This is a genomic window from Haloarchaeobius marinus, assembly GCF_051207415.1.
GTDB lineage: Archaea > Halobacteriota > Halobacteria > Halobacteriales > Natrialbaceae > Haloarchaeobius.
On sequence record NZ_JBPKGD010000001.1, the window covers coordinates 1 to 24,234 of the forward strand.

The 24,234-nt window shown below is 66.6% G+C and carries 31 protein-coding genes, 3 tRNA genes and 1 pseudogene; 15 read left to right on the plus strand and 20 right to left on the minus strand.

Translation table 11 applies throughout. The annotated features are described in order from the left end of the window. The 6 genes and pseudogenes from rpl10e to ACSC1W_RS00030 all read right to left on the minus strand — a co-directional run. A pseudogene (gene rpl10e, locus ACSC1W_RS00005) lies at positions 1-111 on the minus strand (50S ribosomal protein L16); the annotation flags it as partial. Positions 112-266: 155 nt separating this feature from the next. Beyond that, positions 267-497 (minus strand): MarR family transcriptional regulator, encoded by a 231-nt coding sequence (locus tag ACSC1W_RS00010; protein WP_435344275.1) that lies wholly within the window; start codon positions 495-497, stop codon positions 267-269. Positions 498-1,211: 714 nt separating this feature from the next. Beyond that, positions 1,212-1,406 carry a cold-shock protein gene (locus ACSC1W_RS00015; protein WP_256298372.1) on the minus strand — a complete coding sequence of 65 codons (195 nt, stop codon included), beginning with the start codon at positions 1,404-1,406 and terminating at the stop codon, positions 1,212-1,214. Positions 1,407-1,585: 179 nt separating this feature from the next. Further along, a complete protein-coding gene (locus tag ACSC1W_RS00020; RefSeq protein ID WP_435344278.1) occupies positions 1,586-2,245 on the minus strand; it encodes a COG4315 family predicted lipoprotein in 660 nt (219 codons plus the stop codon). Positions 2,246-2,318: 73 nt separating this feature from the next. Then, positions 2,319-2,621 (minus strand): DUF8036 family membrane protein, encoded by a 303-nt coding sequence (locus ACSC1W_RS00025; RefSeq protein WP_435344280.1) that lies wholly within the window; start codon positions 2,619-2,621, stop codon positions 2,319-2,321. Positions 2,622-2,676: 55 nt separating this feature from the next. Further along, positions 2,677-2,961 carry a winged helix-turn-helix domain-containing protein gene (locus ACSC1W_RS00030; RefSeq protein ID WP_435344283.1) on the minus strand — a complete coding sequence of 95 codons (285 nt, stop codon included), beginning with the start codon at positions 2,959-2,961 and terminating at the stop codon, positions 2,677-2,679. A gap of 143 nt (positions 2,962-3,104) precedes the next feature. Between ACSC1W_RS00030 and ACSC1W_RS00035 the strand changes: the two genes are divergently transcribed. Both ACSC1W_RS00035 and ACSC1W_RS00040 read left to right on the plus strand, forming a co-directional pair. Then, the gene (locus tag ACSC1W_RS00035; protein ID WP_435344284.1) at positions 3,105-3,338 is read left to right on the plus strand and encodes a heavy metal-binding domain-containing protein; all 234 of its coding nucleotides are present in this window, start codon (positions 3,105-3,107) and stop codon (positions 3,336-3,338) included. 65 nt (positions 3,339-3,403) lie between these two features. Further along, positions 3,404-3,928: a hypothetical protein gene (locus ACSC1W_RS00040; RefSeq protein WP_435344286.1), complete on the plus strand. Its 525-nt coding sequence runs from the start codon at positions 3,404-3,406 to the stop codon at positions 3,926-3,928. Position 3,929: 1 nt separating this feature from the next. On the opposite strand, the gene ACSC1W_RS00045 is transcribed toward ACSC1W_RS00040, so the two are convergent. Both ACSC1W_RS00045 and ACSC1W_RS00050 read right to left on the minus strand, forming a co-directional pair. Further along, positions 3,930-4,385 (minus strand): YbhB/YbcL family Raf kinase inhibitor-like protein, encoded by a 456-nt coding sequence (locus ACSC1W_RS00045; RefSeq protein WP_435345984.1) that lies wholly within the window; start codon positions 4,383-4,385, stop codon positions 3,930-3,932. A 203-nt stretch (positions 4,386-4,588) separates the two neighbouring features. Next, complete coding sequence (locus ACSC1W_RS00050) at positions 4,589-5,080, minus strand: cupin domain-containing protein (protein ID WP_435344288.1); 492 nt, start codon at positions 5,078-5,080, stop codon at positions 4,589-4,591. Between the two features lie 113 nt (positions 5,081-5,193). Here ACSC1W_RS00050 and ACSC1W_RS00055 point away from each other — a divergent pair, with 113 nt between their 5' ends. Then, positions 5,194-5,391: a hypothetical protein gene (locus ACSC1W_RS00055; protein ID WP_435344289.1), complete on the plus strand. Its 198-nt coding sequence runs from the start codon at positions 5,194-5,196 to the stop codon at positions 5,389-5,391. A 30-nt stretch (positions 5,392-5,421) separates the two neighbouring features. Here the strand turns inward: ACSC1W_RS00055 and ACSC1W_RS00060 are convergent, their stop codons facing one another. Continuing rightward, positions 5,422-6,501 (minus strand): sulfite exporter TauE/SafE family protein, encoded by a 1,080-nt coding sequence (locus ACSC1W_RS00060; protein WP_435344291.1) that lies wholly within the window; start codon positions 6,499-6,501, stop codon positions 5,422-5,424. Positions 6,502-6,826: 325 nt separating this feature from the next. Here ACSC1W_RS00060 and ACSC1W_RS00065 point away from each other — a divergent pair, with 325 nt between their 5' ends. After that, positions 6,827-7,285 (plus strand): pyridoxamine 5'-phosphate oxidase family protein, encoded by a 459-nt coding sequence (locus ACSC1W_RS00065; RefSeq protein ID WP_435344292.1) that lies wholly within the window; start codon positions 6,827-6,829, stop codon positions 7,283-7,285. A 19-nt stretch (positions 7,286-7,304) separates the two neighbouring features. Here the strand turns inward: ACSC1W_RS00065 and ACSC1W_RS00070 are convergent, their stop codons facing one another. Further along, complete coding sequence (locus tag ACSC1W_RS00070) at positions 7,305-7,430, minus strand: hypothetical protein (protein WP_435344294.1); 126 nt, start codon at positions 7,428-7,430, stop codon at positions 7,305-7,307. Positions 7,431-7,547: 117 nt separating this feature from the next. Then, positions 7,548-7,850, minus strand: coding sequence for a hypothetical protein (locus ACSC1W_RS00075; protein WP_435344296.1), 303 nt, complete (start codon positions 7,848-7,850; stop codon positions 7,548-7,550). 151 nt (positions 7,851-8,001) lie between these two features. Here ACSC1W_RS00075 and ACSC1W_RS00080 point away from each other — a divergent pair, with 151 nt between their 5' ends. Next, positions 8,002-8,784 carry a formyltransferase family protein gene (locus ACSC1W_RS00080; protein WP_435344297.1) on the plus strand — a complete coding sequence of 261 codons (783 nt, stop codon included), beginning with the start codon at positions 8,002-8,004 and terminating at the stop codon, positions 8,782-8,784. A 129-nt stretch (positions 8,785-8,913) separates the two neighbouring features. On the opposite strand, the gene ACSC1W_RS00085 is transcribed toward ACSC1W_RS00080, so the two are convergent. Then, on the minus strand, positions 8,914-9,153 hold the full coding sequence (locus tag ACSC1W_RS00085) for a hypothetical protein (RefSeq protein ID WP_435344299.1): 240 nt from the start codon (positions 9,151-9,153) through the stop codon (positions 8,914-8,916). 68 nt (positions 9,154-9,221) lie between these two features. Beyond that, positions 9,222-9,836 (minus strand): hypothetical protein, encoded by a 615-nt coding sequence (locus ACSC1W_RS00090; RefSeq protein WP_435344301.1) that lies wholly within the window; start codon positions 9,834-9,836, stop codon positions 9,222-9,224. Positions 9,837-9,950: 114 nt separating this feature from the next. On the opposite strand from ACSC1W_RS00090, the gene ACSC1W_RS00095 reads away from it, so the two are divergent. The 8 genes from ACSC1W_RS00095 (at position 9,951) to ACSC1W_RS00130 (ending at position 17,220) form a co-directional block, all read left to right on the plus strand. Continuing rightward, positions 9,951-11,126 (plus strand): thiolase family protein, encoded by a 1,176-nt coding sequence (locus tag ACSC1W_RS00095; protein WP_435344303.1) that lies wholly within the window; start codon positions 9,951-9,953, stop codon positions 11,124-11,126. A 42-nt stretch (positions 11,127-11,168) separates the two neighbouring features. Further along, complete coding sequence (locus ACSC1W_RS00100; protein ID WP_435344305.1) at positions 11,169-12,089, plus strand: EamA family transporter; 921 nt, start codon at positions 11,169-11,171, stop codon at positions 12,087-12,089. Positions 12,090-12,133: 44 nt separating this feature from the next. After that, entirely contained in the window at positions 12,134-12,625 is a 492-nt protein-coding gene (locus ACSC1W_RS00105) for a cupredoxin domain-containing protein (protein ID WP_435344307.1), read from the plus strand. Positions 12,626-12,731: 106 nt separating this feature from the next. Then, entirely contained in the window at positions 12,732-14,177 is a 1,446-nt protein-coding gene (locus ACSC1W_RS00110; RefSeq protein WP_435344309.1) for a sulfite oxidase, read from the plus strand. Continuing rightward, entirely contained in the window at positions 14,174-14,668 is a 495-nt protein-coding gene (locus tag ACSC1W_RS00115) for an FKBP-type peptidyl-prolyl cis-trans isomerase (RefSeq protein ID WP_435344310.1), read from the plus strand. The genes ACSC1W_RS00110 and ACSC1W_RS00115 overlap by 4 nt, the downstream gene beginning before the upstream one ends. Before the next feature lie 107 nt (positions 14,669-14,775). Further along, on the plus strand, positions 14,776-16,170 hold the full coding sequence (locus ACSC1W_RS00120) for an APC family permease (RefSeq protein WP_435344312.1): 1,395 nt from the start codon (positions 14,776-14,778) through the stop codon (positions 16,168-16,170). Positions 16,171-16,173: 3 nt separating this feature from the next. Further along, on the plus strand, positions 16,174-16,839 hold the full coding sequence (locus ACSC1W_RS00125) for a potassium channel family protein (protein WP_435344314.1): 666 nt from the start codon (positions 16,174-16,176) through the stop codon (positions 16,837-16,839). Between the two features lie 138 nt (positions 16,840-16,977). Further along, positions 16,978-17,220, plus strand: coding sequence for a DUF8593 domain-containing protein (locus tag ACSC1W_RS00130; protein WP_435344316.1), 243 nt, complete (start codon positions 16,978-16,980; stop codon positions 17,218-17,220). 599 nt (positions 17,221-17,819) lie between these two features. On the opposite strand, the gene ACSC1W_RS00135 is transcribed toward ACSC1W_RS00130, so the two are convergent. From ACSC1W_RS00135 to ACSC1W_RS00145, 3 genes are all read right to left on the minus strand, one after another. Further along, entirely contained in the window at positions 17,820-18,104 is a 285-nt protein-coding gene (locus ACSC1W_RS00135) for a GYD domain-containing protein (protein WP_435344318.1), read from the minus strand. 401 nt (positions 18,105-18,505) lie between these two features. Continuing rightward, complete coding sequence (locus ACSC1W_RS00140) at positions 18,506-19,333, minus strand: IS5 family transposase (protein ID WP_435344320.1); 828 nt, start codon at positions 19,331-19,333, stop codon at positions 18,506-18,508. A 105-nt stretch (positions 19,334-19,438) separates the two neighbouring features. Further along, positions 19,439-19,512, minus strand: a tRNA-Phe gene (locus ACSC1W_RS00145). Between the two features lie 225 nt (positions 19,513-19,737). Between ACSC1W_RS00145 and ACSC1W_RS00150 the strand changes: the two genes are divergently transcribed. Then, a complete protein-coding gene (locus ACSC1W_RS00150) occupies positions 19,738-20,694 on the plus strand; it encodes a DUF4397 domain-containing protein (protein WP_435344321.1) in 957 nt (318 codons plus the stop codon). Positions 20,695-20,703: 9 nt separating this feature from the next. Here ACSC1W_RS00150 and ACSC1W_RS00155 read toward each other — a convergent pair whose 3' ends face one another. The 3 genes from ACSC1W_RS00155 to ACSC1W_RS00165 all read right to left on the minus strand — a co-directional run bounded on the left by ACSC1W_RS00155 (position 20,704) and on the right by ACSC1W_RS00165 (position 21,757). Continuing rightward, positions 20,704-21,267, minus strand: a complete 564-nt coding sequence (locus ACSC1W_RS00155; RefSeq protein WP_435344323.1) for a GNAT family N-acetyltransferase — start codon at positions 21,265-21,267, stop codon at positions 20,704-20,706. Between the two features lie 152 nt (positions 21,268-21,419). Further along, a tRNA-Ile gene (locus ACSC1W_RS00160) sits at positions 21,420-21,542 on the minus strand. 142 nt (positions 21,543-21,684) lie between these two features. Further along, positions 21,685-21,757, minus strand: a tRNA-Asn gene (locus ACSC1W_RS00165). A 128-nt stretch (positions 21,758-21,885) separates the two neighbouring features. On the opposite strand from ACSC1W_RS00165, the gene cca reads away from it, so the two are divergent. Further along, on the plus strand, positions 21,886-23,241 hold the full coding sequence (gene cca / locus ACSC1W_RS00170) for a CCA tRNA nucleotidyltransferase (protein WP_435344325.1): 1,356 nt from the start codon (positions 21,886-21,888) through the stop codon (positions 23,239-23,241). Here cca and ACSC1W_RS00175 read toward each other — a convergent pair. Next, positions 23,220-24,233 carry a histone deacetylase family protein gene (locus ACSC1W_RS00175; RefSeq protein WP_435344327.1) on the minus strand — a complete coding sequence of 338 codons (1,014 nt, stop codon included), beginning with the start codon at positions 24,231-24,233 and terminating at the stop codon, positions 23,220-23,222. The genes cca and ACSC1W_RS00175 overlap by 22 nt on opposite strands. Position 24,234: the final 1 nt, after the last annotated feature.

Here is a 24,234-nt window from a genome sequence, read left to right on the forward strand (position 1 = left end):
GCCCATCTTGTGCTGTGCGATCTTCGAACCGGGGATGCCGGTGATGTACTCACGTCGCGTGTACGCGGGTTTGGAGATCTCCCGGTACATCGACGCCGGTTTGTCGGACATGGGTATTACGGGCAACTGAGGCCGAGCGAGCGAATAAAGCCTTCGAAGCGGAGACGCCGCCGGTGACGGTCGCGTCGCTCGGTGAGGAGCGAGTGACGCGGAGAAACGGGCGTGGGGTGGCTGTCGACTCCGACCGCGAACGCGGTCGTGGCGACTCAGGACGCGACGTAGGTGTCCCCGTCGCGGTCGACGAGCCCGTCGTCGTCCAGCGACCGCAGGACGCTCAGCAGCGATATCTTCTGCAGGCGCAGGGTGGTCTGGAGTTCGTCGAGGGTCGCACTGCCGGTCGCGTCGAGGTAGAAGTAGACGAGTTTCGCGGACGGCGAGGAGAGGCGCTCGGGAAGGGGTTCGATGGCGGGTCTGGCGACAGCCTGTTGGGTGCTCATTGTATATGGAAACTCGACTACATCGAATATAAATCTATGCCCCAGAACGTAAGATAACCTAATACTCCCTTCTACACGTATTGATATTCTCTCCCACGGGTGGTATTCCACCGCACGCCCCTTACCGCACCTCCTGCTACGTGGAGTAGGACACGGTCCCGGGCGGGGTTGACGCCGCCCGGGTGGTGGTAGGACACGGGCCGGCGGCCGTGCAGCCACTCACGGCCGCCGTCTCGAGCACGAGTGACGGCAGCACACAGAGGCACCTGCGAGCCAGCGTTGCGGACAGGTACTCCAGCGCACAGCGGGTAACCGCTGCACTCTCCTCTATGCGACGATGTATTAAAATCTTGCCCGATAGAGCAAATTTGACCGCCTATCGACTTATTACTCGCACATCTGTTGCCAAATTCTGGGTGAAGCTGGTGTATAGTCCACTCCGTAGCTGACGGCGGCCGTCGAACTGGGCGTTCGTGTACCGGCCCCTGCGTTCCCGGACCGACACCGACGGATCCCCGGCCAGGTGTACCGGTCGGTGGTCGGTTTGACCCGACCGCTCCCGTCGCTACCGGGCGTCGCGACTGTGAGCGAATTGTTCGATAAAACCTGAATACACGCGCTGGAACCCGAAGGGGTGCCCTGCGCGGAGTGCGAGCAGCTCACGCCGCGAGGCGGCGCGAGTGCGATCGTGGTCGGCCGTCGGGGGGCCGGCGCTTAGAGACGGGTAACGTTCTTCGCGCGCGGGCCCTTCGGGGCGTCCTCGATCTCGAATTCGATCTCCTGTCCCTCTTCGAGGTCCGGTCCGCCAACGTCCTCCATGTGGAAGAAAACGTCCTCGTCCGCGTCCTCAGTGTCGATGAAACCGTAACCGCCGGTGTCGTTGAAGAAATCAACCTTGCCTTTCGCCATTGCAAGCTAACGAAAGAGGGGCAGCCCGATAAGGCTTCCGCGTTCGGCTGCTCGTCGGCGATACCGGGTCAGAGCGGTTCTCACGCCAGAAATCCGACGATTCACCCGTTCGATGCCGTCGAATCGACCCGAGGACTGCCCCGGAACCCGTCCGGTCCGTCACAGCGACCGTCGAACGGTCAGTACTCCGGACCGGACGCGTCGGTTTCGGTACTGGTCTCGGTTCCGGTCGGCGTCGACGTGGCGTCGGTTTCGCCACCAGTCGACCGGACGGGCGCCCCGTCGGGCGAGAGGACCCACCAGACGTCGTTGACGCCCTGTCCGGCCGCGTCGCCGGGCGCAGCGTCGGACGAGAAGTAGTAGAGGGGCCAGCCGTTCGCGGCCACCTGCGTCGTCCCGTCTTCGCGCTCGAAGGTGCTCAGGGTCGCGGTGACGTCGTCGCCCGCGGTCGGCGTGCCGTCGACGGTCAGCGGGGGCCACGCCCCGGCACAGTCACCGGTGCAAGTACTCGCGCCGGCCCCCTGCTCGTCGTTGTCGAACATGTACAGGGTCAGGCCGTCGGGACCGACGAGAACGTTGCCGAGGTCGGGGTGCGACCGCACCTGCACGGTGACGGCCCCCTCGTCGGTCGTCGTGGCGGTCCCATCGGCGTCGGTCTCCCCGGTGGTCGTCTCGGTGTCCGTCGCAGTCGCCGTGTCCGTCGGTTCGTCGGTCGCGGCGGCGCCGTCGGGCGGTGTGGTCGCCTCCGTGTCATCGTCGCCGCCCAGGCAACCGGCGAGCGTGAGCGTCGTCGCAGCCGTGGCAGTCGCGCCGAGCAGCGTCCGTCGTGTCGGTGCCATAGCGGAGACGACGGTAGCTCCCGGCATGAGGATTGTCCGAACTCGGTCCCAAATTCGTCCGACATCCGCAGGTTCACCGCCAGGTGATGCGGACGAGGACGAGCAACGCGACGAGTTCGAGCGCACACAGGAGCGTCAGCCCGACCTGGACGTCGACGCTCGTCGCCTCGAACCAGCCGACGAACCCGGGATGGAGCGAGTAGAAGTACACCCAGAGCACGTTCTCGACGAGGAGGAACCCTGCGAACACCAGCAGGCCGAGCGTGTGCGCCGCGCCGTGTCGCCGGTAGCTCCCGACCCAGACGGACCCCAGCACCAGCAGCAACAGCACGTTCACCGACGCAGCGGCCAGTGCGACGTCGAGCCAGAGCGTCATCGGTTCGTCCCTCGTGTGCGAACAGCCATCTGTATTGTCCAAACTTCGTCCATACTCAGTCCCCAGAGTCGACCGTGTCCAGCACGTCCTCGACCGTCTCCCAGTTCGACCGTGCCGCGTCGGTGAACATGTACACCGCCGCGTACTCGTCGCCGCTCCGTTCGACGACGTTGTTGTCCATCAGCACGTCGAGGTGGTGGCGAATCGTGGTGTAGTCCATGTCCAGCGCCGTCGCGAGCTGGTTGGCGTTACGCGGACGCTCGTCGAGCAAGCGGACGATGCGTACCCGTGTCGGGCCACCTCGCGAACTCGCCAGCACGTACCAGAGCACGCCTTCCATCCATCCGAGAGGTTCACCGGACGGGCTTGTAAACCCTCGTAGTGGTCGTGTCCCCCTACGAGTCGGCGACGGGTGCACCCGCCGCGCGAACAGTCACTTCTGATGACAAGATATAAGTGAGCGCTCTTTGAGTTGAGCCGTGTATGGAGACGACTTCAGAATTCGACGGAAGCATGGCCGCACTGATCCTCGCCGTGCTCATCTGCTTCCCCGCAGGAATCTACTACTACTTCACGAACAAGGAGGAGATGTGGGTCTGTCCGGAGTGCCGTGGCTCGGTGCGCATCGGCGCCGGCACGTGTCCGCACTGTGGCGAGGACCTGCGTTCGCACACGACGGGCGACGAGACCGGCGACCTCGAAGAAGACGAAGCGTAACGACCGACCGACGTACTTTTTCAGGCGTCGACCCGCACCGAACCATACAGCCCCTGATACGCACCATGCAGAACCCCCTCGAACGACTGGTCCAGTACGTCTGGCAGCGGAACCCGTTCCTGCTGTCGCACCACCCGAGCTGTGCGTACTACGCGCATCACACGTTCGAACTGTACGGCGCACAGCTCTGTCTGGGCTGTTTCGTCGTCTATCCCGTCGGGTTTGCCTCGCTGGCCGGACTGACCGCGCTCCGACTCGCAGTCACCGGCCTGTTCGCCGCCGAGACGGTCCTGTTCTACGCCGTCGGAGCGCTCCTGGCGGGGCCGCTTCTCGTCTCCAAGGCGCTGGTCGACGTTCGGAGCGTTCGCTGGCGCGTCCTCACGAAGGCGCTCCTGGCGATGGGACTCGCCGTCGCCGCGATGCCGGTGCTGTTCAGGCCCGCCGACAGGCTCGTCGGGGGGCTCCTCGTCGCCGGCTTCCTCGTCGTCTACGTCGGCTTCAAGGGCCTGACCGCGCTCGACGACTGCGAGGGCTGTCCGGAGCGAGACGACTTCCCGCACTGCTCCGGCCTGGAGTTCGACGGCGAGTGACTCAGGCGGGGTACGTCCCGTCCAGTTGCGTCTGGGCGAGGACGTGTCCGTCCATCGCCTCGCCGAGCGCCTCGGCGTCGGCGTCGCCCGACAGGTCGAGCGTCGTATCGAGCGCGAACAACTTGAACCGGTAGCGATGCTCCCGGTCCGGCGGGTTCGGCCCGCCGTAGCCGCGTTCGCCGAAGTCGTTGGTCCCCTCGGTCGCGCCGGCGGCGTCCCACCCCTCCGGAATCCGTCGCGTGTCCGGCGGGACGTTCCAGACGACCCAGTGGTCCCACACCTTCCCCGCCGGTTTCACCGCGTCGGGGTCGTCGACGACGAGCGCGAGCGACTCGGCGTCGTCGGGCACGCCGTCGATATCCAGGGGTGGGTTGACGTTCTCGGCCCTGTAGCCGTACTGTTCGGGTATCCGTTCGCCGTCCTGGAACGCTTGACTCGTGAGTGTCAGGTCTCCCATCTGTGTCACCTCTCCTGTCGCTGGGTTGCCGGTCCGGGTCGTCGACTCCGTCCCGGTATCGGCCCGGTCGTTCCCGAGACACCCGGCGAGGCACGCGCCGAGGCCGACGACGACGGCTCGTCGAGCGACCGGGACGACGGTACTGTGCGCCACAGTAGCGCAGTTCGGCCACGAACGGAATATACCTTGTCTGTGGGCGGCCCTCAGCCGTCCGACTCCTCGCCCGCCCAGTAGTCGACGTCGTCGTCGCGCCGGTAGTAGCCGTGGACCGAGCGCTCGTCCGACCCGCCCGGCGGCGACCCGGCGAACACGCCGATCTTCCCGGAGTCAGGGTAGACGGTCACGTCGGGGTCGTGCATCGTCGACACCATCAGGTACCGCAACGGGTCGTCGGTGTCGTTGACGACCCGGTGGCCGCCCGCCTCGCCCGCGGGCAACGCCACGTAGTCGTTCGCACTCAGGGGCACCGTCTCGTCGCCGTGCCTGAGCGACCCCGACCCGGCGAGGACGAACAGCGCCTCTTCGTTCCCGGTGTGGTAGTGGTACGGCCACGACCGACCGCCCGGTGGGAGTTCGTACAGGCTACAGCCGAGTTCCTCGCCGCCGGCCGCGGAGGCGAGGCGCTTCCGCCGGAACGAGGTCTCCCCGCGCTCGGTCGCTTCCCAGTCGAGTTCGTCGGCGTCGACGGTGTCCATACGCTGGACGACGGAACCCCGGCGTAAACCGGTTCGGCCCGGTCTGTGGCCGTTCCCGACGGTCGGGAACGACCATGACAATTTTTGGCCGGGGGGCACAACGCCCACACGTGATGAGCTACGACGACTCCTCACTCGGCCGCCCCGAGTCGGACCGCCAGTCCGGCGACCGAACGCCCGGTGAACCCCGTGGGCCGGCCCTGCGAACGGTCCCGCGCGCCGTGGTCGGCGCGCTCAGGTCCCACGTGTCCGCGTGGCCCGGGCTGGTCGTCGAGCAACGAGCAGCGCTGTACGAGGACGACTCGTCCTGACCCGTGGCGTAGCTATCCGTTCGCCACGGGTCAGAACCCACCGAGCGCCATGAGAAAGAGCGCGACGGCGATGACGGCGAACAGGCCGCCGACGCCCTTCTTGATGGTTTCCGTGTCGAGCGCCGCGGAGACGTACGGCGCTATCTGACCGCCGGTGACCGTCGCGGGGACGGTGAAGACGACCATGTTCCACGGCGTCGACGCGAGGTCCATCTGGTGACCGGCGCCGACGAAGCCACCGCCGAAGACGTGCACCAGCGAGGCGATGATGGCCGTCGTCGCGACCACGATGTGGTTCGTCCCGATGGCGACCCGGACCGGGACCTTCGTGCTGAGCATGGTGACGATGCCGAGTTCGCCGATGCCGAACCCGGCGAGTCCCTGGAAGACGCCGCCGATGCTGTAGTTGCCGAACCGGCGGAGGTAGCCGCCACGGTCGTAGACGTAGTCGTTCCCGTCGCGGTCGACGCGGGTGACGACGCCGTCCTCGTCGGTCTCGACGCCGGCCGGGCCGAGCTTGCTGTCGTCGTCGGGCAGTTCGGACTCGGTCCCGCCGTCGGTCGCGGTCTCGGCCTCGTCCGCGGGACTCTCGTGGCCGAGGTCGGCCTTGAACAGCAGGAACGACGCCGCCATGAGTGCGACGCCGAGCAGCAGGTGGAAGATCCACTCCGGGATGACGAACGAGAGCAACGCGCCCCCGACGACGAACGGTAACCCGCCGCCGACGAGCGCGAGCGCCAGTCGCCGGTCGACGAGCCCGTACTGGACGAACGCGATGGACGAACTCGACAGGCCGAACGCCTCGCTGATGAGGCCGACCTTCACGAGCGTCTGGGGCGTGAGCGTCTCCCCGGCGACGACCGGGAACACGAAGATGAGAAACGGCACGAACAGTGCCGACCCGCTGATGCCCACCGTGTTCACGATGGTCGCACCGAGCAGGAAGAACGGGAACAGCCACCAGTACTCCAGCCAGTACTCGACGCCGCTGCCCTCCGTCGGCGCACCGACGAACACGCCGCCGACGAACAGGAGGGGCGCGAGGAAGACGAACACGTGCTGGTACTGCAGGAACCTCGACAGGAGCAGGTCGTAGGTTGTGGAACTCATAGCTGGTCTCTGAGGAGAGTCAGGCGTCGTGACCGACCCACCTGTCGGCCGGACTGGCGATGCGACCGGGACGTTCGCGCGTGGCAGTCGCCGTCATTCAGGTGACACCCCGTTCGTGTGCCGCCGTCGGTCGGTCGGGTGAGACGTGCGTCGATACTGCGACGGGAATCATGTGGCCCGGAGTAACTGCCGTCCCGTTCAAAAACCTTTATTCTGGAACCGGTATTGGTGACGGCTCCCACGCGGTGACCGCGAGAAAGTACTATCCACCGTCGCCGCGTCATGTACCGTACGTGACTCGGGTGACCGAACCCGGGCGAGTACCATGGAGAACGTCGAATACGCCTACACGCGTGGCATGGCCGAGTCGGAACTCGAGGACCGATTGCGAAACACCAAGACGGGCGTCCTCTCGCTCGCACACGACGGCGAGGCCTACGGGATACCGCTCGCACACTACTACGACGGCGAGCGACTGTACTTCAGACTCGGCGACACGGGCGACACGAAGAAGCGGTCGTTCATCGAGTCGACGACGACGGCGTCGTACGTCCTCTACGGGACGGAAGAGACGGAGGAGGCACGGGAGATAGAGTCATGGAGCGTCATGATAACCGGGACGCTCCACGAACTGACCGACGAGGAGCGCGAGGCGTTCGACCCCACCGAGATAAACCGGGACTTCGCGCCGATCCGCGTCTTCGACGAGGACATCGCCGACATCGAGATCGTGCTCTTCGAGATGGACATCGACAGGATGACCGGGCGCGTGACGCCCGAGTGACGGGTCCGGGGCGCCGCGACTACGACCCGAGCAAGCGCGCGAGCGCTCCGGCGGCGAGTACGAGTGCACCGGCGACGAACGTGCCGGGAACCGGGAGCACGAACAGGACTGCGCCGAACGCGAGTACGATGGAGGACGCTTGCATGCCACCGTCCAGTTCGGTCGCGCGACGGTTACACTTGGGGGGTACGTGTGAACGCCGTGATTCGTACGCCAGGGAGCCAGTCGCCGGCCGGAGAGCTGGCCCGCCTCGCGCCCCGACCTAGAAGGACGACAGACCGCGCTTGAACTTGCGGACGATGTCTTTCTGCTGGAGGTAGCTCGCGGCCGCGAGGAGCGTAGGTGCCCACAGACCGACGAAGATTCCGGTCTCCTTGTTGCCCTTGGCGTAGAACTGGTACCAGGCGAGCAGCACCGACGCCGCCGCCGCGGCAGCGACTGGGTCGCCGGTCGACATCGGCGTGCGCTCGGTCACCCTGTCGACGCGCTCCTCGACGCGTCGACGTCGCTCGCTCTTCTCCGGGCTTTCGCTTGCGCTCGACTCGCGCTGTTGGAATAGTGCCATTGCGTTCGGAAGTCGGTCTACCCCGAGTTACCAGTTCTGCGGTCAGGTGCAAGCCCTCTTTAGCTCGTCGGGCGGAATCGGCCGCCAGAGCCGCTCCACTCCCCGTGCCTCGAACAGTTATCTGTCGGGAACGCGAAGGTGGTACCGAGGTATGAGTGAAATCTCGGTCGCGTTTTTCGGCAGTCATCCGCTGGGAGAACGGTGCCTCGAACGCCTCACGGACCACGAATCGGTGTCGGTGGAGCTGGTGGTCACGTACCCGCCCGACGCGGACAACTGGTGGGACGGCGACCTCCACCGGACGGCGAGTGACCTCGGTCACACCGTCTACCCCGTCTCGGACGAGGAGTCCGTGTTAGAGTACGACGTCGACTACCTGTTGAGCGTCTACTACCCGAACATCCTCGGCCCCGAACTCCTCGAGCACCCGAACGAACACTCGTTGAACCTGCACCAGGCCGAGCTCCCCCGGTACCGGGGGTCGAACGTGTTCACGCACTCGATACTGAACGCGAGAGCGGACGACCACTGGAAGCACGGGACGACGCTCCACGTCATGGCCGAATCGGTCGACGCGGGGGACGTCGTCGACAGACGCTTCGCGGAGATAACCGAGACGGACACCGCGTGGTCGCTGTACCAGAAGGTGCGAGACGAATCCGTCGCGCTGTTCGAGGACGCCCTCCCGAAGCTGGTCGACCGGGAGGTAGACGAACTGCGGACGCCACAGTCCGAGTTCGACGGCCCACGGTACTTCTACCGTAAGTCGAGCCTCGACGGGATGAAGGAGATTCCGCTGGAGGAGGTTCGAGACGGCGGCGTCGAGGTGTACGACCGGATCCGGGCGCTGGACTTCCCGCCACACGAACCGGCCCACACCCGGATACGGGGCGAGAAGGTCTACCTGACTCTGAACGGTTACCAGGACGTCTGAACCGCGCCCGCGCCCGCGAGTGCCACCCTGCGGCCGCGCGCCGGAACGCGCGACCGACTGTCCGACGACTCCTCCGTGACACGCTCCTTGAGGACGACCTGCAGAAGGGGTTATCGCGTCGCCGGCCGCTCACTCGGACTGGAACGGCTCCTCGTCGCGGTGGTTGTCGGGGTTCTCCTGCTCTCTCGCCTCCTCCTCGCGGACCTCCGACTCCTGTTCGACGCGTCGCTGTTTCTGGCGCTCCTCGGCGCGTCGTTCCTCCTCGCGGGCCGCTTCCTCGGCCTCCTCTCGTTCCTCCTCGTCGGCTTCCTCCGCCGTTTCGAGCGCCGTATCCTCCTCGATGTCGATGCCGTGTTCGTCGTCGCTCATGACCGGTAGTTGGGTCGGGAGTCATTTCAAGAACGAGCCTAGTCGTCAATCTGGAGGGACGTTCCCCGCTACGCTCCCAGTAGCCTCCGGCCGAGTTCGCCGAGCAGACTCCCGGCGTAGACGCCGACGAACGAGGGGATGCCGAAGTAGACGCCGAAGACGACCATCGCTGCGAGGATGCCGATAGAGGACCCGACCACGATGGCGGCGACGACTGCCTCGACGACGAACAGTATCGTCGCGTCGACCAGTTGGCCGGCGACGAGGTGGTTCGCGACGGGTTCCAGGAGGACGACGAGCACGACGAGCAGGACGACGACGACCGGCGGGAACAGGACGCCGATGGCCAGGTCCTGCCTGTAGTCCGCTTCGAGTTCGTCGGCGACCACCGTGAACGCGAGTCCGCCGACGAAGCCAGCGACGAGCGTCGCACCGGACACGAGCACGAACGGCCCGGCACCGTCGCCGGTCTGTACCGCGAGCAGGTCCCCGGCGACCGGCGACAGGCCGACGACGCGATCCGGTCCGAGGAACATCGCGTAGACGGCGACCAGTCCCACCGGGACGCCGGTCTTCCATCCGAACGCCTCCGCCACGGACGTCTCGTCGTCGTCCACGTCTTCGACTTCCGACTCGTCGCCGACGACCTCTCGAAGTTCGTCGGCGTTCAGTTCACTGGTCATGTACGTTAGATATTGTACAGAACGGGGTTATATTTATCTTCGGCCCCGGGAACGATGTCTCGGGGCCGTGCCCCGACACGAACATTGACACGGCCGCCCGTCGAACCCTCTTCCATGTCCGACGTAGTCCTCGTCGACGGGGCACGGACGCCTCACGGAACGTTGCTGGGGTCTCTCGCAGACGTCCAGGCGGTCGAACTCGGCCGGACGGCGGTCGACGGACTCCTCGACCGCGTCGACCTCGCCCCCGGGACCGTCGACTGGGTCTCGCTGGGGAACGCCATCCAGGCCGGCATCGGGCAGGTTCCCGGCCGACAGGTCGTCGTCGAGTCGTCGCTCCCGGACGAGACGCCGGCGACGACGGTCAACGAGGCATCGGGGTCCGGTCTCCGGGCCATCGCGCTCGCCGCCGACCGCATCGACGCGGGCCGTAGCGAGTTCGCCGTCGCCGGTGGCTTCGAGTCGATGACGAACGCGCCCTGGGTGTTGCCGGGCTACCGGACGGGCCGTCGGTACGGCGACGTCACGCTGAAGGATTCGATGCTCCTCGACTCGCTCTGGGACGTCAACCTCGACGTCCACATGGGCGAGATAACCGAGCGCCTGCTCGACCGGTTCGCAGACGAGTACGACCTCTCGCGGACGGCACAGGACCGCTACGCGCTGGAGAGCCACCGCCGGGCCGCGGCGGCCATCGAGTCGGGGCGGTTCGACGCGGAGACAGTCGCCGTCGACACGCCCGACGGCGTCGTCGACCGCGACGAGGGTCCCCGTCCCGAGTCGACGATGGAGACGCTGGCGTCGCTCGACCCGTCGTTCCGTCCGGACGGCACCATCACGCCCGCCAACGCCTCGAAACTCTCCGACGGTGCCGGTGCCGTACTGCTGGCCGACCGCGCCGCCGCCGCGGACGCCGGCCTCGACCCGATGCTCGAACTCGTCGACTACGACCTCGTCTACCGCCACCCGGACGAGTTCAACGAGGCCGTCGGCGACGTCATCGAACGCCTGCTCGACGCCAACGACCTCGACGTCGCCGACGTGGACTACTTCGAGGTCAACGAGGCCTTCGCCGCCCAGTCGGTGTACGTGATGGAGCGCCTGGGCATCCCGCGCGAGAAACTGAACCCTGACGGCGGTGCCATCGCGTTCGGCCACCCCATCGGCGCCTCGGGTGGGATGCTCGCCACCTCGCTCGCCTACGCCATGGTGGCGGACGACCTCACCTGCGGCCTGCTCGGGATGAGCGTCGGTGGCGGCGGGGCCATCATGTCGCTGTGGAGGCGGTGACCCAATCCGCGCTTTTTTGGCGGGCGATGGCGGAGTCTCGCCATGGCTCTCGGTCCCGTGGAGTCCGTCTACCTCCTCGCCCTGGTCCCCGCCGTCCTCTGGGGGTTCACGCCCATCCTCGACAAGCGAGGGATGTCCCTCGGCGGCACCGCCGTCCAGGCCTCCCTCGTGGTCGTCCTCGTCGACCTCAGCCTCTTCGGCATCGCGCTGGCGGTCAGCCAGGGGACGCAGGCGTTCGCAGGGCTGGACCTCGCCATCGCCGGACTCTTCCTCTTCGCGGGCGCCACGGGGACCGCGCTCGGTCGACTCGCCGTGTTCGTCGGCGTCGACCGGGTCGGTGCGAGCATCAACAGCGCCGCCGTCAGCGCCAGACCGCTGTTCGCCACCGCGCTGGCGTTCGGCCTGCTCGGCGAACCGGTCGCGCCCCGCACCGCCGTCGGCGTCGTCGTCCTCGTCGCGGGGCTGGTCGTCCTCGGTCTGGCGAAGGGCGGCGACCTCGGTGGGTGGCGGCCCCGCGACCTGCTGTATCCGGTCGGGTCGGCGGCGTTCTTCGGGTTCGGAAACGTTCTCAGACGGTTCGGCCTCCAGAGTAGCGACGTGGTACTGCTCGAAGCGGTCGCGCTCAACGAGGCCGGTGCGCTCCTCGTGTTCGTCGCCTACGCCGTCGTCCGCGGGAACAGCAGCGTCAGCTCGGCCGCCCGCGGTTCGTACGTCTACTTCGCCGTCAGCGGGACCCTCACGGCCGTCGCCCTCCTCTCGCTCTTCACGGCGCTGTCGCTGCCGGAGGGCCGGGTCGCCATCGTCGAGTCGCTCTCCTCGACCGCGCCGCTGTTCACGACGGCGTTCGCCTTCTTCCTCCTGCGGGACCTCGAACGGGTGACCCGTGGCGTCGTCGCCGGTGCGGTCCTGGTCGTCGTCGGGGCCGCGCTCGTGACGCTCGGCTCCGGCGTCGCCGGGGGGTGAGAAAGCTCCCCGTTACAATGGGTCTCCCCGGCGTCGGTCGTGATATGCTCGACAGAAGAGCGGTCCTCCGACGGTTCGGTGCTGCCGGACTCGTGGCTGTCGCCGGCTGCGTCGGTGGCGAGGGGACGCAACCGACAACCGAGCCGACGTCGACGGCCACCGAGACGACGGCCGAACCGGCTGATACCACGACCGGTGGCGGCGGCGATGGCGGCGGCGTCACCGAGGTGGCCGCCGGACCCGAGGGGCGACTCCGGTTCGTGCCGGAGACCGTCGAGATCAGCGTCGGGGACACGGTACGGTGGACGTTCGAGAGCCCCGGTCACAACGTCACCTCCAAGCCGGGGTCGTCCGAGAAGGTCAGGAACCCGGAGGGTGCCGAGCCGTTCGCGTCCTACGAGGGGAACCAGCACTACGCCGTCGTTCCCGAGGGAGAGACGTACGAACACACCTTCGACGTCCCCGGCGAGTACGTCTACGTGTGCGCCCCGCACGCCGGCCAGGGGATGGTCGGGACGGTCGTCGTCCAGGAGTAGCGCCGGTTTCGTTCCCCGTCCCGTGGTGCAGATAAGACGACCATACCGAGAACCGTGGGCATTTGTGCATGTATAACAATACTCACTGAATGCGACCACTACCGGTATGTCAGAGCGCTCAGACGACGGTTCGGGGCCGACGAGACGCGACCGATACCTGAAGCGCCGACGGTTCCTGCGAGCCGCCGGCGCGGTCGGCGGTGCGTCCCTGCTGGCGGGTTGCCCACAGGGCGGGACCGGAACGCCGACGACCGGGACGGAACCGACCGACATGCCGGCCGACACGGAGACGGAGACGGAGACCGAAACCGAGACTGAGACCGAGACGACGGAAGAACCGGAGGAGTCGCTGCAGGAGCGATACCCGGGACTCCGCATCCTCTCGCCCGAACCCGAGAACGCCGAGGCAGCGGAGCGAGACACCTACACGACGCTCATCACGCCGCTCGAGGAGTTCTACATCCGGAACCACTACCCGACCCCCGACATCCAGGAGAGCGAGTGGACCGTCTCGCTGACCGGGCTGGCCGACCAGGACGTCGAGATATCGATGGAGGAGTTGAAACGGGGGTTCCCGACCGAGACGGTCTTCCACGTGATGCAGTGCTCCGGGAACGGCCGGTCGTACTTCGAACCGCAGGTTGGCGGGAACCAGTGGACGTTCGGCGCCGTCGGAAACGCCGAGTGGACTGGGACGCCCATCAGCGCCATCCTGGAGCGCTACGGCGCGGACACGAGCGACGGGATGTGGCTGTCTGTGATGGGCGGCGAGGCACCGGAGGGGGAGGACATCTTCACCCGGTCCATCCCGATGCAGAAGATAATGGACGACTGCATCCTCGCCTACGAGATGAACGGCCAACCGCTCGCGCCGGACCACGGGTTCCCGGTGCGGTTCGTCGCCCCGGGCTGGTACGGCAACAACAACGTCAAGTGGGTCGACCGGATGCACGTCATGGACATGATGGTGTTCGGCGACGAGTGGGAGTCACAGGACCAGCGGACGTACACCCACTGGCAGCAGTACTCCTACCGCATCATCCCACAACAGGACGAGGAGGCCCAGCAGTACCAGAGCATCGACACCTTCGACACGTACGAGCAGATGCAGAACCCCGACCAGATACGCAACGCCTACATCTACGACCAGCTGGTCAAGTCCATCATCGGGTTCCCGGGCGAGGACAGCACCGTCAGTCGCCGGGCCGACGGGAGCGTCGAGGTCGTCGGCGTCGCCTGGGCGGGGGTGAACGAGGTCGAGACGGTCGAGGTGTCCGCCGACGGCGGCGAGACGTGGAACGAGGCCGAGTTCTTCAGGCCCGACCTCGGTCCGTTCTCCTGGCGGCTGTTCCGCTACGACTGGTCGCCCGAACCCGGCGAGTACACGCTCGTCTCGCGGGCGACGGACTCCCTCGACCGGACCCAGCCGGCGACCATCTCCGACCCGAGCGCGCAACTGCGTGGCATCCAGGACGACCAGTTCCCCTGGAACCAGGACGGCTACATCAACAACGCGTACGTGCCCCACGGGGTCGACGTGACCGTCGAATGACCATGGCCGAACCCGGCGACACGGCGGTCGTTCACTACGTCGGTCGTATCGCAGCGGGCGACGAGGAAGGGGCCGTGGTCGACACCTCGGACGTCGACGTCGCCCTCGAGTCGGGCGTCTACCGGGCCCACCGGGACTTCAAACCCCTGTCGTTCGAGGTCGGGGCCGGGGAGGTGCTCCCACCGATAGACGAGGCGGTCCGAACGATGGACGCCGGCGAGGAGCGAACGGTCACCGTCGCCCCCGACGAGGCCTTCGGCGAACGGGACGACGAGCGCGTCGTCGAGGTCCCACGCGGTGAACTCGAGTCCCGGAGCGGACGCGACGCCCGCCCCTGGCGAATCGTCCAGAGCGAGACGGGGGAGATGGGGTGGATAACGGACGTCTCGGAGGACACGGTGACGGTCGACTTCAACCACGACCTCGCGGGAGCGCCACTGGAGTTCGAGTTGCGGTTGCTAGAGGTCCACGGTTCGGACGGCGAGACGTAGCGCCCGAACCAGTGCTGCCGGTCGACCGTTCCGACACCCCGGTCGTCGTCGCTCCCGGCAGTCCGCGTCCGGACGGACGAGCAACTAAGTAACGGGTACCCGACAGGATGAGTCAGTCAGGCGAACGTGCCCCCGCCACCAGCCTCGGGTTGCTCGACGCGACGATGGTCGGCGTGGGGGCGATGATCGGTGCCGGCATCTTCGTCCTGACCGGCCTCGCCGCCGACATCACCGGGCCGGGCGCTATCGTCGTGTTCGCGCTCAACGGCGGTGTCACCGCCTTCACCGCACTCTCGTACGCCGAACTCGCGAGTGCGATTCCCCGGAACGGTGGCGGGTACGCCTACGTCAGGGAGGTGTTCTCCGCACCGGTATCGTTCGTCATGGGGTGGACGCGCTGGTTCACCTACATGATAGCCGGGGCACTCTACGCCCTGGGGTTCTCCTCGAACTTCGTCGAGTTCGTCCACCTCTACGGGTTCTCGCTGCCGTACGGGGAGACGTTCCCCGAACTCTACGCGCTCCTGGCTGTCGTCACGTTCGTCGCGTTGAACGCCGTCTCGACGGAGGCGTCGGGCGGTGCCGAGACCGCCACCACGCTCGTGAAGGTCGCCATCCTCGGCGTGTTCGTCGTCTTCGGACTGCCGGTCGTCCGGACCGCCGAGTTCGACCCGCTGTTCCCGAACGGAGCGCTCGCCATGTTACCCGCGATGGGGTTGACCTTCATCGCGTTCCAGGGATACGACCTCATCGCGACGGTGACCGAGGAGGTCGAGAACCCGCGCCAGAACATCCCACGAGCCATCGTCCTGAGCATCGTCGCCACGGTCGTCGTCTACCTGCTCGTCGTGTTCGTCGCCATCGGTACCCTGGGGGCCGAGCGCCTGGCACTGGCTGGCGAGACCGCCATCGCGGCGGCCGCCGAGGGGTTCATGCCACGGCTCCCGCTCCTCGGAACGGGCGCTGCGCTGATCGCCTTCGGGGCGGTCTTCTCGACCGTCAGCGCGCTCAACGCCGTCGTCATCGGTTCCAGTCGCGTCGCGTTCGCGATGGGGCGCGAGCGCCAACTGCCGAGCCACCTCGGCCGGTTGCACTACCGGTACGGGACCCCGTTCGTCGCCATCCTCGCCAGCGCGAGCGTGATGCTCGTGGCCGTGGTGGTGGTGCCGATCCGGACCGTCGGCAACCTGGCGAGTCTCTTCACGCTGCTCGGCTTCGTGGTGGTCAACCTGGCGGTCATCCGACTGCGTCGCCAGCAACCCGACCTCCGTCGGCCGTTCGAGATTCCGTACTACCCCGTCCCGCCAGTGCTGGGAATCGTCCTCAACCTGCTGCTCGGACTGTTCATCGACCCGTTCACGTGGGTACTGGCGGTCGGCTGGCTGGCCGTCGGGGCCGGCGTCTACGTGCTCCTCTGGCAGCAGGGGTACCAGCCGAGTCCCGCCGAGGAACGGGAGGCCGGCATCGCCGACCCCGAACAGATAGACGTCGAAGGAGATTAACCAATGTCACAACCAGACCGAGACCCGGACCTGCGAGTCGTCATCGCCGGCGGAGGTGCCGTCGGCCTGCGAAGCACGCGGTTGCTCGCCAACCGAGGCCACAAGGTCGTCCTGATAGAGCGCGACCCGGAACGCGGCAAGTTCCTCAGCGAGGAGTACGTCGCGACCGTCATCGAGGGCGACGCGGCCCGACCGAGCGTCCTCCGTCAGGCCCAACCCGAGCGCTCCGACGTCGTCGCCGCACTCACCGGCGACGAGAACGTCAACTTCGCCATCTGCCTCGCTGCACAGCGACTGGCCGACGTCAGGACCGTCATGCGCGTCGCGGGTCCCCCGGACGACCTCTACGACCAGTTCGTCGATAGCATCGTCTTCCCCGAGCACTACGGCGCCCGGGCCGCGACCAACGAGATAGTGGGCGAAGGCGTCCGGTCGCTGGAGGACGTCTTCGGCGACGTCGACGTCCTCGAGGTCGAGATCGCCGAGGGCGCCCCCGTCGCCGGCAAGCGCCTCGAAGACGTCCGCCTCCCGCGGGGAAGCCTGATAATCGTCGACGCCGACGGCGAACACATCGGCGGCCCGGAGACCGTCCTCGAAGCCGGCAACCGGTACCTCCTCGCCGTCGAGGCCGACGTCGCAGACGAGGTGATGAACCTCATGCGCGGCTAGCCCGTCGTAGCTGTCTCTGCTTCCGTGATGGTGTCCGCCCTGCAGAGGCAGTCGACGCTCCGTCGGACGTCCCACTCAAAGTGGGCACGCACGTACAGGCAACGACCTTCCAAGCGACGCGGGACTACGTCGCGTGCAATGGCACGAAACTTCACAGACGAAGACCGCGACAAGAACGTCGTCACCTCCGAGGGCCACCACGTCGGCACCATCGACAGCGTCCACGACGACCGCGCGACGGTCGACCGCGACGACGACGAGGGCCTCACGGACAAGGTCAAAGACATGCTCGGCTGGGGCGACGACGACTCGAACCAGATCAGGAACGACCACGTCGACACCATCGACGACGACGAAGTCCGACTGCGACGGTCGCGGTAAGCCGAACGTCGGTGCGTCCCGTCTTTTTTCGCGTTCGACGGTTCGATAGCCCGTTCGTTCGACTCCAGAGCGTCTCCGCCGCCGCGACCGTCACTGCTACGTCGAGGTGCCCACCACCAGCGTCACCTGGATTGCGTCTAGCGGACTGCCGTTCGGGCCGTACGCGACCACGTCGACCGGGACGGTCTCGTCACTGCAGCTGATGGGAACGTACCTCCGTCTGGCCGGGTTTCACTGTAGGCTCTCGAATATCTCCGATTCCTCGACTCCCGTTACTCCGGCGACGTGATACGGGTCGCTTCCCGAGCACCCGCGAGGGTCGCGACGCCGATGCCACACGTGGCGGCCAGGAACGAACGCCGGTGCATGGACGTATCCGTTCTCTGGGTTGACAAAAACGTTCTGAATCGACGGACCGCTTCCACCTCATCCGACGACCCCTGCGGAGTTCGCGCCAGTATCCCCGCCCTCAGAACGGTTCTCGACAGGCCGCCACAGTTGCAGATAGCGGCGCTGGCTGCGGGCACTGGACGTCGCGCCCGGCCGCACTCCCGCCCCCGATACCGGACGCGATGCGACGGAGCGATGCGGGGCGGACGTTATTCGGAGAGTTCTCTGATGACGTCCTCGGGGAGGGCTTTGAGTGTTTGACCCGTGATGTAACCTTCACTTTCGATCTTCAGTATGGCTTTCGCGTAACTTTCGTCGTCGGGAAATTCAGAGATAACGACGTTGTCGTACGGTCCCATCGTATAGTATATGTCTTTGACCTCTCCACCCTGCGACTCGACTACCTCTGCCCCAGCCTCGTCTCGCTCGAGACTGGCTTCGACGTTCTCGAGCCCCTTTTGCGTCCAGTTCAACAGCGTGATGTACGTTGGCATTGGTTCTTCCCCGTGAGGAGTTCTGCGCCACCCGTTTGCCGCTGGAAGGGTGAGCGTAGTTGCAGCTGTGATCGCGCCGACCGTTTCGAGGACACGACGTCGACGTCGGTCTGTCGGCGGTGATACTCCACACCGAGAAGTCGCGCTCTGCAGACTTTGTAACCGGTCGCCTATCCCGACGTCACGGTGAGTTACCCGCTGACCACGTCGAACGTGCACTGACGGACTGTTCGAAGACGACGGTCATCGTCCGAACTCGGGTGCTCGCCTCGTCGTTGCTGGACTGGTCCGTCCGGACCCCTCGTCGCTACATTCGTACTCAAACGAGTCAGTACAGTCACTGAAGTCTGCCACCACTTTGGGGTCAACGGCTCTGGTGAATCGCCATACAGCGCTTGATTTCACTGTGTCACAGCTCGCTTGATGTTGTGAACGACACACTTCAGAACGAGTTCGCGAAATTCTCGGTACCGGGTGCGAGCACGCACGGCGTCGCCGTGCGTGCGTTTGATCGCCGAAAAGACGGTCTCACACATCGATCTCTGGCGGTAGCGAGGTCCATCGACCCGCGCGTTATGCGCGTGGTCGATAGGCCGGAAGATGCGATGCTTAATCAGCGGTCTCACGCCTTCTTCTCTGAGTTTCTCGCGTAATTGCATCCAGTCATAGCCTTTGTCGGCGGCGAGGCTGTGCAGGTCGCCTGCGTTGCGGCGGGCGACCTGCCAGCCGAGTTGGGTGTCGTGCGGTTTCCCGGTCGTACAGTGAACGTCGAGAACAGCTTGTGTTTCTGTGTCGACGAGCGCGGTCGCTTTCAGTGTTTGAACGCGGTAATTCGTCCGGCGGCAGTAGTGCTTGCTCGCGGTTTCGCGGTCGAAGAACGTGGCGTCGATGGCGGCGTGACCCGAGAGGTCGTGCAGCTCCGACTCTCGTCGGAGCAGCACTCGCCAGATCTTCATCTGTAATCTATCAAATGCCTTGACTAACGTTGAGTGGTCGGGGAGATTGGCTGCGTTGAGGCCGATCTCGGCCAGAATTTGTGGCATCTCGCTCAGCAGATCGAGGCTGTCTCGGTAGGATTTGTCGAGGTAAACCCGCAGACAGTGCAGCGACACAACCGCGTACTCGGCGAAGCCGCCACCCCCTTCGGGGGCGGCGACTTCGCCTCGCCCACCGACAGCATTTTTAGCTAACCGAACCGCCTTGCTCGTGAAGCGGGAGATCTTAGACATGGATCATCGACGGTTTCCCGCTTCAACTTCCTAGTTCCGACGGTCGAAGTCGACGCTGTCTAGTGATTCACCAGAGCCGAGTCAACAGAACCAGTACGATCGGGATGCCGCCTCCCGGATTTGAACCGGGGACAGCTCGATCTTCAGTCGAGTGCTCTCCCAGTCTGAGCTAAGGCGGCGCGCACTCCACACTCAGTCGATAGACTAGAAAAGGATTTCGAAACGGGGCGACCCGGTCCACGAATCTCGCGCACCACCGTCTGGTGGTAACTACCCTTCGCCGACTGGTCGGCAGATGCTATCGACAGGGCGCCGTGCCGTCGGTAACCGGTCGGGAGGATTCGCTAGCCGTCTACAATCTCGAAATCAGACTTACCGGTGTATCTGGCAAACTCCCGACTTGCATGAGTTCTGACGAACCCCTCCACCGCCGTCGAGTACTGCAACTGACAGCCGGAATCGCGGCCGTCGGGCTTGCAGGCTGTTCCGAAACCGGAACCGGCGTCAACGAAACCGGCGAAACCGACCCCGCAGGCGGTACCGAGACCGGCATGACCGAAGAGGAGACCGACGGTGGCATGACCGAAGAGGAGACGACGACCGGAGAGGAGACGACCGAAGAGGAGACGACTGGCGAGGGCGGCACCGGCCAACTGCGCGTCGTCCACGCGTCAGCCGATGCACCCAACGTCGACGTCTACGTGAACGACGAAGCCGTCCTGACCGACGTCGCGTTCAAGACCATCAGCGACTACCTCGAGGTCCCCGCGGGCGACCACCAGGTCCGCATCACCGCGGCCGGCGACGAGAGCACCGTCGCCTTCGAGGGAACGGTGACCGTCGAAGCCGACACGGCGTACACTGCCGTCGCGTACGGGAACCTGACCGAGGACCAGTTCGAGGTGGCCGTGCTCAGCGACGAGCCGCCGTCGCTCTCGGGCGACCAGGCGGCCGTGAGCCTGTTCCACGCCTCGGCGGACGCGCCGGCCGTGGACGTTGTCGTCGAGTCCTCCGGTGACGTGCTGTTCGAGAACCTGGAGTTCGGGAGCCGCGCCGACTACGCGACGGTCCCGGCCGGCGACTACACGCTCGGCGTCCGACCGGCCGGGGGTGGCATGACGGGCACCGAAGGCGAGGAGACCACCGAAGAAGGAGAAGATGGCGACGGCGAGTCGGTCGCCACCTTCGACGTCACCGTCGAATCGGGTACCGCCTACACCGGATTCGCGGTCGGCTACCTCGACCCCGACGCCGCACCGGCCGACGAGTCGTTCGACCTGGTCGTCGCGGAAGATTCGGTCTCGTCGGAGAGCACTGGCACTGGTACCGGAACCGGAACGACGACGACGACGACGGCGTAACCGCGCCGCCTAGAGGTCCCCACCGAACACGTATTCGGCGTGTTCCGACCCGCCGAATTCGTCGACACGTCTTTTCTTGCGCTCGTACCCGTGTGAGCGATAGAACGAGGTACCGACGTCGTTCGCCGCGAGGACGACGACCCGGAGTCGGTCGTGGCCCCGTTCCTCGAGGAAGGTCTCGGCGCGGTCGAGCAGCGCCGAGCCGATACCCTCGCCCCAGCGTTCGGGGTCGACGTAGATGCTGTAGAGGCCGCCGCAGTCGTCGGGGTACTCGTCCTCGGCCGGTCCGCAGGAGGCGTACCCGACGATGCTGGGTTCGGCCGTGCCCCCGCTGTCGCTCCCATCGCCGGCACACTCTGCCGTCCCGTCGTCCGCCTCGGCGACGAAGTAGCCGACCCCGGGGTCGGTGATGGGGTCCTCGAGCGTTTCCGGTGCGTACCAGTCGTCGACGTACTCGTCGACGACGTCGGGGCCGAAGACGTCGTCGTAGGCGGCGTGCCACCCGGCGCGGGCGATGCGCTGGATGGCCGGCGCGTCGGCCACCTCGGCGGGACGTATCTCGACCGCTGTCATGTCGCTCCGGTCGACCGTCGCGCAGAAAAGCCTTCGGTTGCCGGGGCCTCCTCGGATGGGCCCTGACGGATTCGAACTGCAGTCGCTCCGCTCCGTACTTCGAATCGGCAGGGGAGAGCCCGGAGCACTCGCTGTCGCTCGTGCACCGTGTATGGGCCCTGACGGATTCGAACCATCGACCACTCGGTGTCCCACGACCGGACGCACTCGAATCCCGAGAGCGGGTCCGCGGTCGATATGAGCCGAGCGCTCTAACCAGGCTGAGCTAAGGGCCCGTCGTGACGAAGTTCCTGACGAGACGTAATAGACGTGTCGAATGATATCGGGGGCAGCGGTCGGGCCGACATCGGGACCGACCGACTGCATCCGGGGACGGCACTGCACAGAAACGCCTCTCGAGGGCAGGAGTGAGAGAAGCGCCGTCACCAGGACTCGAACCTGGGACCACCACGTTAACAGCGTGGTGCTCTACCAACTGAGCTATGACGGCCCGACGCGTTCACACGTAGGCCACCCGGATATAAAGAGACTTTCGCTTTACGGCGGTGGTGTACCGCGGTATTGTCTCACAGGCGCCCCATCGACACGGGTTTAGGGTGCCGCCGAGTAGCCCGCGACATGAGCGAGGACGCCTTCGAGGCGACGGTCGAGACCGTCCGTGAGCGGGTCGACCCGTCGCCGGAGGAGCGCCGACGGCTCGCCGCGGTCGCCGACGAACTGGTGGCGCGGACCGAGGCGGCGGTGTCCGAGTACGCCCCCGAGGCGGACGTGGTCCAGGTCGGGAGCACGGCCAGGGGGACGTGGACGGCAGGCGACCGGGACATCGACGTGTTCGTGCGGTTCCCCACGGACCTCGACCGCGAGACGCTGGAGGAGTACGGCCTCGAGGTCGGCCGGGCGGTCCTCCCCGACGGTCACGAGGAGTACGCCGAGCATCCCTACGTCAAGGGCGAGTACGAGGGGTTCGACGTCGACCTCGTGCCGTGTTTCCGCGTGCCGACGGCGACGGAGATCCGGTCGGCCGTCGACCGGACCCCGTTCCACAACGCCTACCTCGTCGAGCACCTGGACGACGAACTCGCCGGCGACGTCCGCGTCGCCAAGGGGTTCCTGAAGGCCGTCGGCATCTACGGGAGCGACCTCCGGACGGAGGGCTTCTCGGGCTACCTGACGGAACTGCTCGTGCTGGAGTACGGCGGGTTCCGACCGTTCGTCGAGGCCGCCGCGGACTGGCACCCGCCGGTCCGTCTGGACCCGGTGGACCACGGGGAACGCGAGTTCGACGACGCGCTGGTCGTCGTCGACCCGACGGACCCGGAGCGCAACGTCGCCGCCGTCGTCTCCACGACGAACGTCGCGCGCCTGCAACACCACGCCCGGGCGCTGCTCTCCGACCCCGACCCGTCGCGGTTCGAACCGCGGACGGTCGACCCCCTCTCGCCGGCGCAGGTCCGCAAGCACCTCGACGACCGGGGGACGACGCCCGTGGCGGTCCGGTTCGACCCGCCGGACGTCGTCGAGGACCAGCTCTGGCCGCAGCTTCGACGCTCGCTCGACGGCGTCACGGCTGCGCTGGACCGCCGTGGCTTCGACCCGCTCCGGTCGATGGCGCTCGCCGACGAGACGGCGGCCCTGTTCGTCGAGTGCGAGGTGGCCCGGCGACCGGCCGTCGCGCACCACGACGGTCCGCCCGTCCACGTGCGAGAGCACGCGACGGGCTTCTACGAGAAGTACGCCGACACCGACGCCTACGGCCCCTTCGTCGAGGGCGACCGCTACGTGGTCGAGCGCGAGCGCGACCTGCGCCGGCCGGCGGACGTCCTCGCGCCCGAGGCGCTGTTCGACGTCGCCCTCGGTGCGAACGTGGAGACGGAGCTCGAAGAGGGGTACGAGGTACTCGTCGGTGAAGAAGTCACGGCACTTGCGACCGAGTTCGGGCGGGAGTTCGCACGTTACTTCTCGCCGAGTCCGTGAATCGTACGGACCTCCTCGATCAGCTCGGCCACGTCGTCGGATACCGGTTCGTCGGGGTCGATGGGTGACCGTCCGTCGAACGTCTCGTGGACGATTCCGACGCCGTCAGCGAGGACGTCCAGTCCGTAGCCCCCTTCGAGGACGAACGCGATGGGCGCGTCGACGCGCTCACAGAGTCCCCTGAGTCGGTCGGCCAACACCGCGTACCCCTCCGTCGACACGCGCATCCGCGAGATGGGGTCGTGGCGGTGGGCGTCGAAGCCAGCGCTGACGAGCAACAGCCCTGGATCGAAGCGTTCGATGGCCGGTTCGACGGCCCGTTCGAAGACGGCCGCGTAGTCCGCCGTGTCGCCGCCGGCGGGCAACGACACGTTCATCGTCGTCCCCTCACCGTCGTCCTCGCCGGTCGCCTCGACGTCGCCCGTCCCGGGGTAGAGGCCCTCCTCGTGGACCGACGCGAAGAACACGTCGCCGCGGTCGTAGAAGATGTCCTGCGTGCCGTTGCCGTGGTGGACGTCCCAGTCGACGATGGCGACGCGGTCGACCGACCCATCGTCCAGGACGGTCTGGGTCGCGACGGCGACGTTGTTGACGAAGCAAAAGCCCATCGCGTCGTCGAAGACCGCGTGGTGCCCCGGTGGCCTGCCGATGGAGAAGGGCGTCTCCCGGCCCTGGTCGCCGGCCAGCGCCCGCCGGGCGGCCCACTGGGCCAGTCCGGCGCTCTGGTTCATCGCGTCCCACGACTCCTCGACGGCGACCGTGTCGGGGTCCCAGTCGCCGCCGCCGTCGGCGCAGAACTCCCGGACCGACTCGACGTAGTCCGGGTCGTGGATGCTCGTGAGTGCGGCGAGGTCCGCCGGGTCGGCGTCGACGTACTCGACGCCGTGCTTCCGCTTGAGTCCCTCGCGGATGGCCCGCAACCTGTCCGGCGTCTCCGGGTGCCGGGGGCCGGTGTCGTGGTCGAGACAGCGCGGACTGTATCCGAATCTCATC

Excerpts from the sequence above, each read along its gene's own strand:
- ACSC1W_RS00150 (WP_435344321.1), top strand. The coding sequence starts at position 19,738 with ATGAGTTCTGACGAACCCCTCCACCGCCGTCGAGTACTGCAACTGACA.
- ACSC1W_RS00115 (WP_435344310.1), top strand. The coding sequence starts at position 14,174 with ATGACCATGGCCGAACCCGGCGACACGGCGGTCGTTCACTACGTCGGT.
- ACSC1W_RS00050 (WP_435344288.1), bottom strand. The coding sequence starts at position 5,080 with ATGGACACCGTCGACGCCGACGAACTCGACTGGGAAGCGACCGAGCGC.
- ACSC1W_RS00105 (WP_435344307.1), top strand. The coding sequence starts at position 12,134 with ATGCTCGACAGAAGAGCGGTCCTCCGACGGTTCGGTGCTGCCGGACTC.
- ACSC1W_RS00015 (WP_256298372.1), bottom strand. The coding sequence starts at position 1,406 with ATGGCGAAAGGCAAGGTTGATTTCTTCAACGACACCGGCGGTTACGGT.
- ACSC1W_RS00120 (WP_435344312.1), top strand. The coding sequence starts at position 14,776 with ATGAGTCAGTCAGGCGAACGTGCCCCCGCCACCAGCCTCGGGTTGCTC.
- ACSC1W_RS00070 (WP_435344294.1), bottom strand. The coding sequence starts at position 7,430 with ATGCAAGCGTCCTCCATCGTACTCGCGTTCGGCGCAGTCCTGTTCGTG.
- ACSC1W_RS00030 (WP_435344283.1), bottom strand. The coding sequence starts at position 2,961 with ATGGAAGGCGTGCTCTGGTACGTGCTGGCGAGTTCGCGAGGTGGCCCG.
- ACSC1W_RS00140 (WP_435344320.1), bottom strand. The coding sequence starts at position 19,333 with ATGTCTAAGATCTCCCGCTTCACGAGCAAGGCGGTTCGGTTAGCTAAA.
- ACSC1W_RS00155 (WP_435344323.1), bottom strand. The coding sequence starts at position 21,267 with ATGACAGCGGTCGAGATACGTCCCGCCGAGGTGGCCGACGCGCCGGCC.
- ACSC1W_RS00080 (WP_435344297.1), top strand. The coding sequence starts at position 8,002 with ATGAGTGAAATCTCGGTCGCGTTTTTCGGCAGTCATCCGCTGGGAGAA.
- ACSC1W_RS00025 (WP_435344280.1), bottom strand. The coding sequence starts at position 2,621 with ATGACGCTCTGGCTCGACGTCGCACTGGCCGCTGCGTCGGTGAACGTG.
- ACSC1W_RS00135 (WP_435344318.1), bottom strand. The coding sequence starts at position 18,104 with ATGCCAACGTACATCACGCTGTTGAACTGGACGCAAAAGGGGCTCGAG.
- ACSC1W_RS00085 (WP_435344299.1), bottom strand. The coding sequence starts at position 9,153 with ATGAGCGACGACGAACACGGCATCGACATCGAGGAGGATACGGCGCTC.
- ACSC1W_RS00110 (WP_435344309.1), top strand. The coding sequence starts at position 12,732 with ATGTCAGAGCGCTCAGACGACGGTTCGGGGCCGACGAGACGCGACCGA.
- ACSC1W_RS00055 (WP_435344289.1), top strand. The coding sequence starts at position 5,194 with ATGAGCTACGACGACTCCTCACTCGGCCGCCCCGAGTCGGACCGCCAG.
- ACSC1W_RS00045 (WP_435345984.1), bottom strand. The coding sequence starts at position 4,385 with ATGGGAGACCTGACACTCACGAGTCAAGCGTTCCAGGACGGCGAACGG.
- ACSC1W_RS00035 (WP_435344284.1), top strand. The coding sequence starts at position 3,105 with ATGGAGACGACTTCAGAATTCGACGGAAGCATGGCCGCACTGATCCTC.
- ACSC1W_RS00175 (WP_435344327.1), bottom strand. The coding sequence starts at position 24,233 with ATGAGATTCGGATACAGTCCGCGCTGTCTCGACCACGACACCGGCCCC.
- ACSC1W_RS00090 (WP_435344301.1), bottom strand. The coding sequence starts at position 9,836 with ATGACCAGTGAACTGAACGCCGACGAACTTCGAGAGGTCGTCGGCGAC.
- ACSC1W_RS00075 (WP_435344296.1), bottom strand. The coding sequence starts at position 7,850 with ATGGCACTATTCCAACAGCGCGAGTCGAGCGCAAGCGAAAGCCCGGAG.
- ACSC1W_RS00060 (WP_435344291.1), bottom strand. The coding sequence starts at position 6,501 with ATGAGTTCCACAACCTACGACCTGCTCCTGTCGAGGTTCCTGCAGTAC.
- ACSC1W_RS00100 (WP_435344305.1), top strand. The coding sequence starts at position 11,169 with ATGGCTCTCGGTCCCGTGGAGTCCGTCTACCTCCTCGCCCTGGTCCCC.
- ACSC1W_RS00095 (WP_435344303.1), top strand. The coding sequence starts at position 9,951 with ATGTCCGACGTAGTCCTCGTCGACGGGGCACGGACGCCTCACGGAACG.
- ACSC1W_RS00125 (WP_435344314.1), top strand. The coding sequence starts at position 16,174 with ATGTCACAACCAGACCGAGACCCGGACCTGCGAGTCGTCATCGCCGGC.
- ACSC1W_RS00020 (WP_435344278.1), bottom strand. The coding sequence starts at position 2,245 with ATGGCACCGACACGACGGACGCTGCTCGGCGCGACTGCCACGGCTGCG.
- cca (WP_435344325.1), top strand. The coding sequence starts at position 21,886 with ATGAGCGAGGACGCCTTCGAGGCGACGGTCGAGACCGTCCGTGAGCGG.
- ACSC1W_RS00130 (WP_435344316.1), top strand. The coding sequence starts at position 16,978 with ATGGCACGAAACTTCACAGACGAAGACCGCGACAAGAACGTCGTCACC.
- ACSC1W_RS00010 (WP_435344275.1), bottom strand. The coding sequence starts at position 497 with ATGAGCACCCAACAGGCTGTCGCCAGACCCGCCATCGAACCCCTTCCC.
- ACSC1W_RS00065 (WP_435344292.1), top strand. The coding sequence starts at position 6,827 with ATGGAGAACGTCGAATACGCCTACACGCGTGGCATGGCCGAGTCGGAA.
- ACSC1W_RS00040 (WP_435344286.1), top strand. The coding sequence starts at position 3,404 with ATGCAGAACCCCCTCGAACGACTGGTCCAGTACGTCTGGCAGCGGAAC.